The following is a 15,682-nucleotide window of genomic DNA, read 5'->3' on the forward strand; positions in this document are numbered from 1 at the left end:
TTTCGACTATAGCACGACGAAATGGGCTGGATCTGCCGCTCCAGATACCCGTCAGGCTGTGCACGTGGAGAAGCTTGTTGCCTATACTTGTCACCGGAGCTGCGGGGTTCATTGGCAGTCACGTTTGCCACTATCTGCTCGACCGGGGACAAGCGGTCGTCGGCGTCGACAACATGAACGACTATTACGACCTGGCGCTCAAAAAGGGGCGGCTTGCCCGCCTTCTGCCCCGCAAGGATTTTTCGTTCCACCAGCTCGATATTGCCGAACAGGGCGCGCTTGCGGCTGCTCTGGCCGGGCAAGGCATCGTCAGGATCGTGCATCTCGCCGCGCAGGCCGGCGTGCGTCACTCACTCGACAATCCGCGGCTCTATGTCCGCTCCAATGTCATGGGCCACCTCGAAGTGCTCGAATTCTGTCGCGCCGAACCGGCATTCGAGCATCTGGTCTATGCCTCGTCGAGCTCGGTGTATGGCGGCAACCGCAGCGTGCCGTTCAGCGAAGCCGATCAGGTCGACAAGCCCGTTTCGCTCTACGCCGCCACCAAGAAAACCGATGAGTTGATGAGCCACACCTACGCCCATCTGTTCGGCATACCGCAGACCGGCCTGCGGTTTTTCACGGTCTATGGTCCCTGGGGCCGCCCCGACATGGCCTATTGGATGTTCACCCGGGCGATGCTCGAGGGCAAGCCGATCCGGGTTTTCAACAATGGCGAAATGTGGCGCGATTTCACCTACATAGACGATGTGGTCAAGGCGGTCGTCGCCGTGCTCGACGAGCCGCCGTCAGCTGACGTTCCGCCGAACAGGCTTTACAATGTCGGCAACAACCGGCCGGTGCGCCTCGGCGACTTCATCGACATTCTGGAAAGGCTGCTCGAGGTCAAGGCAATCCGCCACAACGAGCCGATGCAGGCGAGCGACGTCGAGAAGACTTACGCCGACATGACCGCGCTGGAGCGGGATTTCGGCTTCAGGCCTAGCGTTTCGATAGAGGACGGGCTGAAGAAGTTTGTCGACTGGTACCGGCCGTACTCGAAGCAGTGATTTGCACCACTCCCCGTGACGCCTTCAAGCGGGACACCTGGAGTGGGCACAAGTCGGTCCGCAAAAGCATCATTTTGTCCTAACATCCTGTTAACCACATGCTCGCTGAAAGGTATCCGATTAACCTTTGAGGCGCTTATGACCGCTATGTTTCGTGGCTTGCTGTTCAATATGAGCTGTGTGGATGTGCGGATTCGGGGGCTATTTCGGTTCAGTCCGGGATGCGGAAGCTTTGCTTGCGCGCATGACGTCCGCGATCGCCCATCGCGGACCGGATGAACAAGGCAAATTCGTAGCGCCCGAGGCTGGACTTGGGCATGCGCGGCTGTCGGTGATCGGGATTGGTGATGGCCAGCAGCCGATGTCCGACGAAACCGGCAATTTGACGATTGCGTTCAACGGCGAGATTTTCAATTACGTGGAATTGCGCGAAGGGCTGCTGGCCAAGGGCCGATGCTTCCGCACCTCGAGCGACACCGAAGTTCTCCTGCAGCTGTATGACGAGATGGGCGAAGACTGCCTGCCGCTCCTGAACGGTGATTTCGCCTTCGCGATTTGGGACAACCGGCGGCGGCGGATGGTGCTTGCAAGAGACCGCATGGGTGTTAGGCCGCTGTTCTATACCAGCAAGGACGGCGTGCTCTACTTTGCGTCCGAGATAAAAGCCCTGCTGAAGGTACCCGGCATCTCTGCCGAAATCGATCCGATTGCACTCGACCAGATCTTTACGCTGTGGGCGCCGATCGCTCCACGCACGGCTTTCCGCGATATCCACGAGCTGGAGCCGGCAAGCGTAATGATCGCGACACAGGGGCAAGTGACGATCAAACCATACTGGCATCTGGACTATCCTCATCGAGATACGCCATCGAAGATCACCAATGAGGACGACGCGGCCGAGGAACTGCAGGCCCTGTTGACCGACGCGGTGAGGCTTCGCATGCGCGCCGACGTGCCGGTCGGTTCTTACCTTTCGGGCGGGCTCGATTCATCCCTCGTTTCGGCACTCGCGGCCGGTATGACTCCTCTTAAGCTGCAGACATTTTCCGTAACGTTCGACAGCGCCGAGCATGACGAAAGCGCCTTCCAGACCGAAATGGCGTCAGCACTTGGCACGCGCCATCGAACCATAGCCTGTCGTGCCGGTGATATCGCCGATGTGTTTCCCGAAGTCATCCGCTTTACCGAGCGGCCGATCATCCGCACCGCCCCGGCCCCCCTCTATCAACTGTCCGGCCTCGTTCGCCAGGCCGGTTTGAAAGTGGTGCTGACAGGCGAAGGCGCCGACGAAGTCTTTGCCGGCTATGATGTCTTCAAGGAAGCGCGGGTTCGCCGTTTCTGCGGACGACAGCCGGCGTCGCGCATAAGACCACAGCTGTTCCGGAAGCTTTATCCCTATCTGCCAGGTCTGCAGCAGCAGTCCGTAGAGTACCTGGCCGCGTTCTTCGGCACCGGCAGCGCAGCCCTGGACGATCCGCTGTTCTCGCATCGGCCGCGTTTCAAGACCACATCAGCGGCCAAGATGTTTTTCTCCGGTGACCTGCGTGCGACATTGAAGGGCTACGACGCAGCCGAGGAACTGGCCGGCCGGTTGCCTGAGGCGTTTTCCCGGTGGCATCCGCTGCATCAAGCGCAATATCTCGAAACCCGCTTTCTCCTGCCGGGCTACATCCTCTCCAGCCAGGGCGATCGCATGGCCATGGCGCACGGTATCGAAGGGCGTTTCCCCTTCCTTGACCATCGCTTGGTGGAGTTTGCGGCAAGACTTCCGCCGGAGATGAAGCTCAAGGGACTGGTGGAAAAACACATACTGCGCAAAGTTGCCAAGCACCTGCTTCCGACGGCCATCAGCGAGCGCACCAAACAGCCTTACCGGGCGCCGGAAGCCCGCTCCTTCGTTGGACCCGGAGAACTGGACTACGTACGCGACTCGCTGAGCGAGGCGAGCATCGCCGCCGGAGGACTATTCAACGCCAAGGCGGTGGCGAACCTGCACGAGAAATGCCGCTTGCAGCCCGCGTCCGGATTCCGCGACAATGCGGCTTTCGTCGGCATTTTGTCGACGCAGCTGTGGCAGAAGATTTTCACCGGCGAAAAGGTCGGTGCAGCACGAGCGGCCTGAGAAATCGAGGGAATGAAAAATCATGGTAGCAATCAAGGACAAGGTCAAAACCTTTATCGTCGACAACTTCTTGTTCGGCGACACGTCCTACGAGCTTGCGGACTCCGCATCACTGATCGAGAACGGCATCATCGATTCGACGGCCGTGTTGGAGCTCGTGGCATTCATAGAGGATGATTTCGGCATAGCGATGGTCGATGCCGACATCGTACCGGCCAATCTGGATTCGATTGACCGCATCTCAGCCTTCATCAAGGCAAAAGCAGAAGCGCTGGCTGCGTAGGCGCCATCGGCGAGGAGCGTCCGTGCGGATCGAACATTTTCTGACGGCGAAAGCCGCTGCCCATCCAGCCAAAACGGCATTGATCACCGAGCACAAAAGGCTGTGCTACGAAGAACTGGACGATCTCTCGAGCCGCCTGGCCGCCGCCCTTTTCATGAATGGCGTCAGACGCGACGACCGGGTCCTGATCTTCATGGACAATTGCTGGGAGGCTGCGGTTTCGATTTTCGCGGTTCTTAAAGCAGGCGCGACTTTCAGTCCGATCAACGCATCCACTAAGGCCGAAAAGCTGGCCTACATCATCACCGATTGCGATGCGGCCGCGATCCTCACGCAAGCAAGACTGATGCCGGTGGTTGCGGAGGCGTCAAGATACTCCGGCAAGACCGGTATCTTCGTGGCTTCCACCGTTGCTGCCGATAACCAATGCCCGGCAGGAGCCACATCCCTGACGGATTGCTTGACGTTTCAAGCCGGGGAGATTGACCATCGCGGCATTGACGTCGATCTTGCGATGTTGATCTACACCTCGGGCTCGACCGGCCGGCCCAAGGGTGTGATGATGACGCACCGCAATTGCGACGCGGCGGCCGACTCCATCACCACCTATCTGCGCAACTCGCCCGACGACATCATCTTGAATGTTCTGCCGCTCGCCTTCGACTACGGCCTCTATCAGTTGCTGATGGCCGTCAGGCTCGGCGCCACGCTCGTGCTCGAGAAGTCCTTCGCTTTTCCCCAGGCGGTCTTTGAACGCATCCGCCAGGAACGAGTCACCGGGCTTCCGCTCGTGCCCACGATGGCAGCGATGATCCTGCAGATGCGTGATCTGGCGCCGGGCTTCCTGCCCAGCCTTCGCTATATTTCCAACACGGCGGCTGCCTTGCCGCCCTCTCACATAGAACGCCTTCGGTTCCTTTTCCCCGGTGTCAGGCTCTATTCGATGTATGGCCTGACGGAATGCAAGCGCTGCACCTATCTGCCGCCCGAGGAGCTCGACCGCCGGCCGGGCTCGGTCGGAATAGCCATTCCGAACACCGAAGCCTTTGTCGTCGACGACCACGGGCAACGGGTGCCGCCGGGCGTAGCAGGCGAGCTGATCATTCGCGGGCCGCACGTCATGCAGGGTTATTGGCGAAACGAAGCTGCGACGGCACGAGCCCTGCGCCCGGGTCCGAACCCTTGGGAGAAGGTTCTCTACACCGGCGATCTGTTCAGGGCCGATGAGGAAGGCTTTCTTTATTTCGTCGGCCGCAAGGACGACATCATAAAGTCGCGGGGGGAGAAGGTGGCGCCCAAGGAAGTGGAAGCCGTGCTTCACGCTCATCCGGGCATCGCGGAAGCGGTGGTTGTCGGTGTGCCGGATCCCGTGCTCGGGCATGCGATCGGTGCAGTTATCGTACGGTCCGACCCGGCGCTCAGCGAAAAGGATATCATACGTCACTGTGCACGCCACCTTGAGGACTTCATGGTCCCCAAAGTCATCGAGTTCCGCCGGGAGCTGCCGAAGACCGATACCGGCAAGGTCAGCCGTCGGCTTGCGGCAGAAACCATGGAGGCCGCGCAATGAATGTTCGCCCGACCGAGGATGCGCGGACCTTTCTGACGCAGGCTCTGGCAATCGACCTGATCACCGAAACGGACCGTATCGTAACGGCCCTGCGCCAGCAGGTGCGCGGGCTTCGCAAGCGGGGCCTTGTGCTCGGTCTTTCGGGCGGGATCGATTCGAGCGTGTCGGTCGCGTTGGCGGCACGAGCCGTCGGGCCCAAGAATGTGCTTTGCCTGTTCATGCCGGAGAGCGATTCCGATCCTGAAAGTCTGCGGCTCGGCCGCCTCGTCGCCGAAACTTTCGGTGTCGAGGCTGTGACAGAGGATATCGGGCCGATCCTGCGCGCAATGGGCTGCTACAAGCGTCGCGACGCCTTCATCCGGGAAGTGGTCCCGGAATACGGCGAAGGCTGGGCCTCGAAGATCGTCATCGCGAACGCGCTCGAGGGCGGGGGTTACAACATCTCATCCCTGGTGGTGCAGGATCCGGAAGGCAAGCAGACGAAACTGAGAATGCCGCTGCCTGTCTATCTCGGCGTTGTCGCCGCTACCAATATGAAACAACGCACCCGCAAGCAGATTGAATACTATCATGCCGATCGCTTGAACTTCGCCGTTCTTGGAACGCCGAACCGGCTGGAATACGATCAGGGTTTCTTCGTGAAGAACGGTGACGGCGCCGCGGACGTCAAGCCGATCGCCCATCTCTATAAAACGCAGGTCTATGCGCTTGCGGCCCATCTCGGTGTTCCGGAGGAAATCCTTAACCGGCCTCCGACCACCGATACCTACTCGCTGGCGCAGACCCAGGAGGAGTTTTACTTCTCGCTTCCTTATGACCGAATGGATCTTTGCCTTTACGGTCTCAACAACGGCGTGGCGGCTGAGGTAGTGGGGCAGGCGGCGGGGTTGGCCGCCACACAAGTGGAAAGCGTCTGGGCCGATATCATCGCCAAACGCAGGGCGACACGTTATCTGCACCAGCGTCCGCAACTCGTCGATGTCGTCGAGGAAATCGGCACCTGACAAACAGGTAGAGCGGTGTGCACGGTTCGATTTGCATGCATCCCGCTCTAGCTGAAACGGCTCCCGATCAGCCGGCTCCATTGCTCGCCCGCAAGCCCGTTCAGGAAAACTTGCGAGTTCTTCATCGCGTCCAACAGCTCTGGATCACGTGAATGCACCACCGTTGAAGCAACGGTCAGGAAAGCGATGCGTCGTCCAAGCATCGCCTCTAGAAGTGCAGGTTGAACACGTCCACGCAGGCCGCTGACGCCGCGCGCGGCGGCATGATCGATCAGGCAGTCTATCACGGAGCCCGCCTGGCCGGGCAGGGCGAGGATCTGCAGCACGCGGCCAATTTCATACTTCCGTGCGTAATAGGCGAAAGCGCCGACATTGGTGCCGACTGGCGACGTCACGCAAACGTAGACAAGCTCGCCCAGATCCGGCTTTTGTGCGGCATCGGTCAGGATGTGGTCGAGTTGGTCTTCCGTCCATTCCGGGCGTAGCGCGAAACGCGCGATAAACGGCTCGATTAGCTTGGCAAATGTGTGGCTATCGATTTCGGACATCCGAAATCCCCCGTGACCAGCCCCGTCCGCCGCCACACCCGACCAGCGTCGTTCGCTGGACGTCATCCTCCTGCAATAGAATCGGTCGACGGCACGCGCCAACGGATTGAGCACTCGGGCAAGCTCCATGCGATTGGCGGAAAGGCTGAGCATGAAGGTCGCTGGCCGCATCACACGCACCCAGTCGAGGCTGTATTGCGGCAGGACCACGCCGCGCAGCCGGGTCCACAATTTCACGGAGATATCGTTGGCCGTCTCGCTGAAGGAGATGTCCTGCGGACCATCCAGGTAAGCTTTCAACAAGCGAGCGCCGGCCAGCGGGTCGTGCTCATGGTCCTCGACCATGAGCGAGCTACAGATGGCGGCGCGTACTTGACGGCCGTTGAACGTCATCGGCAACACATGAACACCGACAAACCCGGAGACACGACCGGCGTCGTTGACGTGGACAAGCGACCGGAGGTTGTCTCCGCAACCGGGCGCATCCAGATAAAACCGTTTCATGTATTCCACGAGAGAGGCCGGCGCTTCGGTCCTTTCCTTCAACAGCACGCGTTGAAACATGTTCGCGACTGCCGGGAGATCGGCGCCTTGCAAGGCGCGAATGACGCTCAAGCCCGGCTCCCGCCACCAAAGTTCCGCCCACCGAGCTCCCGGGCCAAGGCGACACGAGGCACGAGAACATCGGGCGCGCGTTCCAATTCGACGCCCATGAAGCCGTGGAACCTCGGCCAGTTGCGATCGCCCGGGTGACCGAACGGAGTGCTGAATTGCTGCGGCAAGGTGGAACCCTTTGCTTGACCGACGAAAAACCGGCGTCATTGCTGCTAGCAGATTCAGGTAAACCGATATTAAAGTCGTTGCTTTGAATGGTAGCGAACCTGGTTGTCCGGGCCTCATACCTGGGCATCAGCAATTTTGGTTCCTGGCGGACGACCGGCGTGAGTTGCGTGCTCCACGTCGAACCGTTTCGGCTAGCCAAAGTTTCGTGCGGCGGCTCTTGACTGCGGGCGCGGGCGGAATACGGTGAGGACAAATACCGGCTCTGGCCGCCGGGCGGCAAGAATGCCTCGTATGCCTCGCCTTGCGGCGGTGGCTGCGGGGCATTGTCATTTTGAGGCTTTGCTTGAAACGGCATATCGAGATCGGCATTCTCTATTCACGGTCCGGCAACTACCGGCTGGTGTCCGAATCCTGCCGCGCGGGCGCGATGAACGCCATCGCCGACGTCAATGCCGATCCCGCTGTCCCCTTCGAATTCGTCCCGGTCGAGCGCGACCCGCAGGGCAACATCGATCGGTATGCAAGGGGCTGCGCGGACATTCTCGCCAACAGTGGCGCGCGTCACATCATTGGCTGCGTGACCTCGTGGAGCCGCAAGGAGGTCATTCCAATCCTGGAAAGGGCAGGCGGCACGCTGTGGTACGCCTGCCCGTACGAAGGCTTCGAAGCCAACGAGCACGTCGTCTACACGCACGCCTGCCCCAATCAGCATCTCGTACCGCTGCTTGCCTATGTCGTGCCTCGTTTCGGCGCCGACGGCTTCCTGCTCGGTTCCAACTACATCTGGGGTTGGGAGACCAACCGTGTGGCGCGCGACCTGATTGCGGACGCCGGCGGCAAGGTGCTGGGCGAACGCTACCTGCCGCTAGGGGAGGTCGATGTTGCGCGGCTGATCGCGGAGGTACAGGCGACGAGACCTGATTTCATTCTGAACAATCTCATCGGCCCTTCGTCCTATGCCTTTATCGCCGCCTATGCCGAGCTTGGCCGGCGCGACCCGCATTTCAGGCCGGAGCGTTGCCCGATCCTGTCCTGCAATCTCACGGAATGCGAATTGCCGGCGCTCAACGGGGCAGGCAATGGCCATCTTTCCGTTGGGCCCTATTTTCACGACATCTCGGGTGCGGATCGCGGAGCGGCTTCAGTGTCTTCCGTTATGCCTGCCTCATCCTTCGAGGCGGCGGCTTATGCCTCGGTGCGCACGCTCGCAGAGATACTCACCCGCAACCCCGGTGCACAATGGATGGACCTTCCCAAGGTCTTTGCCGGAACATCATTTCGAACACCGCTGGGCGACATCGCCATCGACCCGCAAACCCAGCATGCTACGTTGCCAGTGCAGATCGGACGTATCGATGGAACATCGTTCAAAACGGTCACGCTGACGAAGGGCGTGGCACCCGATCCCTACCTTTCCCGCTATGACCGGACGGAGACGTTCGGGCGGCCACGCCTGCGGGTGGTGTCGTGAGCAAGATGGCGCGTATCCCGAACCTTGGAGGCGCCAGGGCTTTTGTCCTGCATCGTCCACATCCGACCGTGCAGGCGATCACAAGACAATTGTCGGCCATCGGCCTTGAGGCGATTGGCTTCTGGCCGGAACTGCCGGCCGAAGCCTTGGCGGCGGACTTCGTCTTCTTCGACGTCGACCTCGGCTTTGACGAGCAATTTCCGTGGAAGCCGGGCGAGGCCCCGATGCCGCTGATAGCGCTGATCGGCTCCGAGGCGCCGGGGCGTGTCGAATGGGCACTGTCGCACAAGGCCGATGCCCAATTGCTGAAACCAGTCGGCAATGCCGGCGTCTATAGCGCGCTTTTGATCGCAAGGCAGAGTTTCGAGGCGCGCAAGCTTCTGGCCGGCGAGATCGCCTCGCTTCGTCAGCGGGTCGCGGAGCGCCAGACCATCGTACGCGCGGTGGAGGCCTTGTCGAAGGGCGTCGAGGACGGCCGTGCCTATGCGCAGCTCCGCTCGCTGGCAATGAGCTGGCAAATCAGCGTCGAGGAAGCAGCGCGCAGGATCGTGGCGATGACACAAGAAGAAGGCGACGATGACCAATCCGATCGCGCCTGAGCTTTCAGCCGCCGGGCGTATGCCGGCCAAGTCTCGCGCCGGCGTCTGGCGACGTCTGCTAAAACGGCCTCTCGCTTTGCTCGGCCTCGGGATTATTGCCCTTGTCTTGGCCGGCGCCATCCTTGCACCGTGGCTGACAGGCTACGATCCGAACGAGCAGATGTTCGACGGGCTCACGCTTGAAGGCGCGCCACTGCCGCCGGGAGCCCAGTTCTGGCTAGGCACCGACCTGCTTGGCCGCGACCTGCTGACCCGTCTCCTATTCGGCGCGCGCACGTCGCTGATCATCGGCATCGTCGCCAATGGCGTGGCGCTTCTGATCGGCACGCTAGTCGGCATCACCGCCGGCTACTTCCGCGGCTGGATCGGAAGCGCGCTTATGCGCTTCACCGATTTGATGATGGCTTTCCCCGCGCTGCTGCTCGCCATCTGCCTGGCGGCGGTCCTCCAGCCGAGCCTGTGGATCGTCGCCATGGTGATCGCATTGGTGAACTGGGTGCAGACCGCCCGCGTCATCTACACCGAGACAAGTTCGCTCTCCGAGCGCGAGTTCATCGATGCCGAGCGCACGATCGGCGCAAGCGCTCCACGTATCCTGTTTCGCCATATCCTGCCCCACCTTTTGCCGACGATCATCGTCTGGGGCACGCTCGGCATCTCGACGACGGTGCTTCTGGAAGCGACGCTCAGCTATCTCGGCATCGGCGTGCAACCGCCGACTGCTTCCTGGGGCAACATCATCTTCGAAAATCAAACCTATTTTCAGGCAGCGCCCTGGCTGGTTTTCTTTCCGGGTGCGGCGATCCTGGCGCTGGCGCTAGCCTTTAACCTGGTCGGCGATGCGCTGCGCGACATCCTCGATCCGACGCAAAGGGGGCGGCCATGATCGCCTATCTCGGCCGCCGCGTTGTCCAGTCGGTTCTCATCTTGCTCGGCGTCTCCCTGATCACCTTTGCGCTGCTCTATCTGCTGCCCGCCGATCCTGTCCGCCAGATCGCCGGCCGCAGCGCAACGCCCGAGACGGTCGAGAGCATCCGCCGGCAGCTCGGTCTCGACCAGCCCTTTGTCGTCCAGTACTGGCACTACCTGGCCAGCCTTCTCAGCGGTGATCTGGGGCGCTCCTACATTCAGCGCTCGGAGGTCACGGAGCTTATCGTCTCGCGGCTGCCGGCAAGCCTGCTGCTGATGGTTGGTGCCATTGCTTGCGAAGTCATGATCGGGCTGACGATGGGCCTCATCGCCGCCATCAAGCGTGGCACCGCCACCGACCAGTCGCTGATGGTCGCCTCCTTCGTCGGCGTCTCGGCACCGCAGTTCGTCGTCGGCCTGCTGCTGCTTTATGTATTCGCGGTGCGGCTCGGCTGGTTCCCGATCGGCGGTTACGGCACCTGGCGTCATCTGGTGCTGCCGTCGCTGACCATGGGAATTCTTGGCGCCGGCTGGTACGCCCGCATGATGCGCTCGTCGATGATCGACGTGCTGCGCCAGGATTACGTGCGTACCGCGCGTGCCAAGGGTCTTGCACGCAGCGCCATTATCTTCCGGCACGCGCTGCCCAACGCCATCCTGCCGGTCATCGCCATGATCGGCATCGACATCGGCATCTTCATGGGCGGCATCGTGGTTGTCGAAAGCGTGTTCGGCTGGCCAGGCATCGGCCAGCTAGCCTGGCAGGCCATTCAGCGCATCGACATTCCGATCATCATGGGGGTCACCCTGGTTTCGGCCTTTGCCATCGTGCTCGGCAATCTCCTGGCCGACACTGTCGCACCGTTCATCGACCCACGCATCAAGCTCAGATGAAAACCAAGAACACCAGAGAAAGGGAACATGACATGAGAAGATATCTGATATCCACCGTGGCAGCATCGGCGCTTGCGCTGGTGCTTGGCATGACGAGCGTACGCGCCGAAGACATTGTCGATCCGAATGCCAAGCAGGGCGGCGCGATCACCATCACCTACAAGGACGACGTCGCCACGCTCGATCCGGCCATCGGCTATGACTGGCAGAACTGGTCGATGATCAAGAGCCTGTTCGACGGGCTGATGGACTACGAGCCGGGCACCACCAACCTGCGGCCCGACCTTGCCGAGAGCTACGAGATTGCGCCTGATGGCAAGACCTTCACCTTCAAGCTGCGCCATGGAGTGAAATTCCACAACGGCCGCGAGATGACCGCCGACGACGTGAAATATTCGCTCGACCGGGTCACCAATCCAAAGACACAGAGCCCGGGTGCCGGCTTCTTCGGCTCGATCAAAGGCTATGACGATGTCGCTGCCGGCAAGGCGGAAAGCCTGGCCGGCATAACCGTCGTCGATCCCTACACGATCAAGTTCGAGCTGACCCGGCCCGACGCCACCTTCCTGCATGTCATGGCGATCAACTTCTCGCACGTCGTGCCGAAGGAAGAGGTCGAAAAATACGGCGCGGATTTCGGCAAGCATCCGGTCGGAACCGGCGCTTTCAAGCTCGCCGAATGGACGCTCGGCCAGCGCGTGGTCTTCGAGCGCAACCCGGATTACTGGCACAAGGGTCTGCCGCATCTCGACAAGATCACCTTTGAGATCGGCCAGGAGCCGATCGTGGCGCTGCTGCGGCTGCAGAAAGGCGAGATCGACGTTCCCGGCGACGGCATTCCCCCGGCGAAATTCCAGGAGGTGATGGCCGATCCCGAGCAGAAGGCCCGTGTCGTCGAGGGCGGCCAGCTGCACACCGGCTATATCACCATGAATACCACCATGGCGCCCTTCGACAATGTGAAGGTACGGCAGGCGGTCAACATGGCGATCAACAAGGACCGCATCGTCCAGCTGATCAACAACCGTGCGGTGCCGGCCAATCAGCCGTTGCCGCCGTCGATGCCTGGCTACGACAAGGAATTCAAGGGCTATCCCTATGACGTGAGCAAGGCCAAGGCTTTGCTGGCCGAGGCCGGGCATCCGGACGGATTTGACACGCAGCTGTTTGCCATGAACACCGATCCCAACCCGCGCATCGCGCAGGCCATTCAGCAGGATCTGGCGGCGGTCGGCATCAAGGCCAGTATCCAGTCGCTCGCGCAGGCCAACGTGATCGCCGCCGGCGGCGACAAGGCCGGTGCGCCGATGATCTGGTCCGGCGGCATGGCCTGGATCGCCGACTTCCCCGATCCGTCGAACTTCTACGGCCCGATCCTCGGCTGCGCTGGTGCCGTCCCGGGCGGCTGGAACTGGTCGTGGTATTGCAACAAGGAGCTTGACGCCAAGGCAGCCGAAGCCGACTCCATCGTCGACCCGGCCAAGGCTGGCGAGCGCGCCAAGATGTGGAGCGAGATCTACGGCAAGATCATGGAAGACGCGCCCTGGGCACCGGTGTTCAACGAGCAGCGTTTCACCATGAAATCAGCCCGCATGGGTGGCGCCGACAACCTCTATGTCGACCCGGTCCACATCCCGATCAACTACGACAATGTGTATGTGACCGATGTGCAATAACTGCGACTACACCATCCACGGGCGCCACCATCATTTCGGCTGGGACAATTCCTTTGTCCCGGCCGAACGAGTGGCGCCAGGGTCGACGATCGAGTTCCAGTGCCTGGACTCGTCCGGCGGGCAGTTGACGATGGAGAGCACCGTCGACGACGTTGCTGTGCTCGATTTTGCCAAGGTGAACCCGGTCACTGGGCCGATCTATGTCGACGGGGCGGAACCGGGCGACGCCCTGAAAATCACTATCGAGGCGTTCAAGCCGTCCGGCTTCGGGTGGACGGCAAATATCCCGGGATTCGGTCTGTTGGCTGATGACTTCACTCAACCGGCACTGAATATCTGGAAGTACGACGCCGCCTCGCTCGAACCGGCGCTGTTCGGCAAGAGCGGCCGGGTGCCGCTCAAGCCCTTCGCCGGCACCATCGGCAATGCCCCGGCTGAGCCGGGTCTGCATTCGGTGGTCCCGCCGCGGCGCGTGGGCGGCAATCTGGACATACGCGATCTCGCTACCGGCACGGTGCTCTACCTGCCAGTAGAGGTCGCGGGAGCGTTGTTCTCGGTCGGCGACACGCACGCCGCGCAAGGCGACGGCGAGGTCTGCGGCACGGCAATCGAGAGCCCCATGAATGCCGTGCTGACGCTCGATCTGGTCAAGGATGCCCGGCTGCGGACGCCGCGTTTCACAACGCCCGGTCCGGTGTCGCGGCATCTCGACGCGAAGGGCTATGAGGTGACAACCGGTATCGGGCCGGATCTGATGGACGGCGCCAGGAGCGCCGTCTCCCAGATGATCGACCTGCTCTCCGGCCGCTACGGCATGGATCCGGTAGATGCCTACATGCTCGTCTCGGTTTGCGGTGACCTGCGCATCAGCGAGATCGTCGACATGCCCAACTGGGTAGTTTCGTTCTACTTCCCCCGCTGCGTCTTTGAATGAACGTGGAGGACATCAAACGATCCGGGCAGGCCGCCGCGGAGAGTGGCTCCATTAGGCCGGTACTCAGCGTCTCAGGTCTGAGCGTCGCCGTGCGTGGCGAGGAGGGCGAGCGCGACGTCGTTTCCGACCTGACATTCGGCCTGATGCGCGGCGAAACGCTTTGCATCGCCGGCGAGTCCGGTTCCGGCAAGTCGATGACGGCGCTGGCCATCATGGGCTTGCTGCCGCAGCCGGCGGCACGCATCAGATCAGGCTCCATCCGGCTCGGCGATCAGGATCTCGCGGCTCTCAGCGAGAGCGGCATGCGCCGCATCCGCGGCAACCGTATCGCAATGATCTTTCAGGAACCGATGACATCGCTCAATCCGGTTCTGTCCATCGGCCGTCAGCTCACGGAGGCGATCGAGGCACACACCTCGCTGTCGCGCTCCGACTCGCGGTTGAGGGCGCTCGAGGCACTGAAGGCAGTCCGAATTCCGGATGCCGAACGGCGGCTCGAGCACTATCCGCACGAACTCTCAGGCGGCATGCGTCAGCGCGTGATGATTGCCATGGCTCTGGCCCTGAACCCGGATGTGCTGATCGCCGATGAGCCGACGACCGCCCTCGATGTCACGGTTCAGGGCGAGGTGCTGGAGCTGCTGCGCGACCTGCAGCGCCAGCACGGCACCAGTGTTATCCTGATCACGCACGACATGGGCGTCGTCGCCGAGATGGCGGACCGCGTCATTGTCATGCGCGACGGCCGGATGGTCGAGCAGGGCAGGGCGGCTGACATCTTCAATCGCCCGCAGGCCGACTATACGCGCGAGCTTCTGGCCGCGGTGCCGCGTATCGGCGGCGGACGGATGGCCGAAGACCGACAAGATGCCGCCAACATGCCGGCCGCGCTTGTACATGTCGGCGATCTTCACGTCCGCTTCGACCTGCGTGGCGGCTTCTTCGGCCGCGTTGACCGCAGGGTGCACGCGGTCGAAGGCGTCAGTTTCTCGATCGCGCCGCACGAAACCCTGTCGCTGGTCGGCGAGTCGGGCTGCGGCAAGTCGACGACGGCCAAGGCGATCGCCGGGCTGGTGCCCTACATCGGCAGCATTTCAATCGACGGCCAGGACTTGTCGGCACTCAGCCGAAAGGAGCGCAAGGCTGTCCGCCGCAATGTGCAGATGATCTTTCAGGATCCCTTCGCGTCCCTCGACCCGCGCATGCGAGTAGGCGATCTCGTCGCCGAGCCTCTGCTGATCCACGGCCTTGGCGACAGAGAGCAACGGCGTGCCCAGATCGCCGCCCTGTTCGAACGCGTCGGCCTCTCAGCTGACCAGATGGAGCGCTATCCGCATGAATTCTCCGGTGGGCAGCGCCAGCGAATCTGCATTGCACGGGCGCTGGCGCTGCGACCGAAGCTGATCATTGCCGACGAGAGCGTCTCTGCTCTCGACGTGTCGGTGCAAGCGCGCGTGTTAAGACTGCTGAAGGAACTGCAGCGCGAATTCGGCGTCGCGTATCTCTTCATCTCGCACGACATGGCGGTGGTAGAAAACATCTCCGATCGCGTGGCGGTAATGTATCTGGGGCAGATCGTCGAAATGGGCACTCGCGACCAGATCTTCTCCAACCCGTGCCATCCTTACACAAAGCGGCTGATCGAAGCCGTTCCGGTTCCCGATCCAGGCCGCCGGCGCGCCCGGTTCGCCCGCTTGGACAGCGAAATTCCAAGCGCTGTGCGGCGCATCGGCGACGAGCCCCGGAAGCTCAAGCTTGAAGATGTTGGCGACGGCCACCTCGTCGCCACTTGAGCGAGCTTAGGCTACCTCGTCCAGCCAATCCGCAGAGGCTCGGGGAC

The 15,682-nt window shown here is 61.6% G+C and carries 13 protein-coding genes; 12 read left to right on the forward strand and 1 reads right to left on the reverse strand.

The features are described from left to right. Positions 1-77 precede the first annotated feature (77 nt). The 5 genes from NKJ35_RS07490 to nadE all read left to right on the forward strand — a co-directional run bounded on the left by NKJ35_RS07490 (position 78) and on the right by nadE (position 6,028). Positions 78-1,049 (forward strand): NAD-dependent epimerase/dehydratase family protein, encoded by a 972-nt coding sequence (locus NKJ35_RS07490; RefSeq protein ID WP_352645948.1) that lies wholly within the window; start codon positions 78-80, stop codon positions 1,047-1,049. 184 nt (positions 1,050-1,233) lie between these two features. Beyond that, complete coding sequence (gene asnB / locus NKJ35_RS07495; protein WP_352645949.1) at positions 1,234-3,171, forward strand: asparagine synthase (glutamine-hydrolyzing); 1,938 nt, start codon at positions 1,234-1,236, stop codon at positions 3,169-3,171. A gap of 19 nt (positions 3,172-3,190) precedes the next feature. Continuing rightward, positions 3,191-3,454, forward strand: a complete 264-nt coding sequence (locus NKJ35_RS07500; protein WP_254818658.1) for an acyl carrier protein — start codon at positions 3,191-3,193, stop codon at positions 3,452-3,454. Between the two features lie 22 nt (positions 3,455-3,476). Continuing rightward, on the forward strand, positions 3,477-5,024 hold the full coding sequence (locus tag NKJ35_RS07505) for a class I adenylate-forming enzyme family protein (protein WP_352645951.1): 1,548 nt from the start codon (positions 3,477-3,479) through the stop codon (positions 5,022-5,024). Further along, a complete protein-coding gene (nadE, locus tag NKJ35_RS07510; RefSeq protein WP_352645953.1) occupies positions 5,021-6,028 on the forward strand; it encodes an NAD(+) synthase in 1,008 nt (335 codons plus the stop codon). The genes NKJ35_RS07505 and nadE overlap by 4 nt, the downstream gene beginning before the upstream one ends. Before the next feature lie 47 nt (positions 6,029-6,075). Here nadE and NKJ35_RS07515 read toward each other — a convergent pair whose 3' ends face one another. Then, positions 6,076-7,191, reverse strand: a complete 1,116-nt coding sequence (locus tag NKJ35_RS07515; RefSeq protein WP_352645955.1) for a hypothetical protein — start codon at positions 7,189-7,191, stop codon at positions 6,076-6,078. Between the two features lie 511 nt (positions 7,192-7,702). Between NKJ35_RS07515 and NKJ35_RS07520 the strand changes: the two genes are divergently transcribed. The 7 genes from NKJ35_RS07520 to NKJ35_RS07550 are packed head-to-tail and all read left to right on the forward strand — an operon-like array spanning position 7,703 to position 15,635. Beyond that, positions 7,703-8,830 (forward strand): transporter substrate-binding protein, encoded by a 1,128-nt coding sequence (locus NKJ35_RS07520; protein ID WP_352645956.1) that lies wholly within the window; start codon positions 7,703-7,705, stop codon positions 8,828-8,830. After that, entirely contained in the window at positions 8,827-9,429 is a 603-nt protein-coding gene (locus NKJ35_RS07525; RefSeq protein WP_352645958.1) for an ANTAR domain-containing response regulator, read from the forward strand. Before NKJ35_RS07520 ends, NKJ35_RS07525 begins: the two co-directional genes overlap by 4 nt. Before the next feature lie 19 nt (positions 9,430-9,448). Further along, the gene (locus NKJ35_RS07530; protein WP_502904620.1) at positions 9,449-10,315 is read left to right on the forward strand and encodes an ABC transporter permease; all 867 of its coding nucleotides are present in this window, start codon (positions 9,449-9,451) and stop codon (positions 10,313-10,315) included. Further along, complete coding sequence (locus NKJ35_RS07535; RefSeq protein ID WP_352645963.1) at positions 10,312-11,232, forward strand: ABC transporter permease; 921 nt, start codon at positions 10,312-10,314, stop codon at positions 11,230-11,232. The genes NKJ35_RS07530 and NKJ35_RS07535 overlap by 4 nt, the downstream gene beginning before the upstream one ends. Positions 11,233-11,264: 32 nt before the next feature. After that, positions 11,265-12,908 carry an ABC transporter substrate-binding protein gene (locus NKJ35_RS07540; RefSeq protein ID WP_352645965.1) on the forward strand — a complete coding sequence of 548 codons (1,644 nt, stop codon included), beginning with the start codon at positions 11,265-11,267 and terminating at the stop codon, positions 12,906-12,908. Further along, positions 12,898-13,842 (forward strand): acetamidase/formamidase family protein, encoded by a 945-nt coding sequence (locus NKJ35_RS07545; RefSeq protein ID WP_352645967.1) that lies wholly within the window; start codon positions 12,898-12,900, stop codon positions 13,840-13,842. Before NKJ35_RS07540 ends, NKJ35_RS07545 begins: the two co-directional genes overlap by 11 nt. Then, on the forward strand, positions 13,839-15,635 hold the full coding sequence (locus tag NKJ35_RS07550) for an ABC transporter ATP-binding protein (RefSeq protein ID WP_352645969.1): 1,797 nt from the start codon (positions 13,839-13,841) through the stop codon (positions 15,633-15,635). Before NKJ35_RS07545 ends, NKJ35_RS07550 begins: the two co-directional genes overlap by 4 nt. The last annotated feature ends 47 nt before the right edge of the window (positions 15,636-15,682 follow it).

Source organism: Mesorhizobium sp. M0136 (genome assembly GCF_040322515.1).
In the GTDB taxonomy this organism is placed as follows: Bacteria; Pseudomonadota; Alphaproteobacteria; order Rhizobiales; family Rhizobiaceae; genus Mesorhizobium.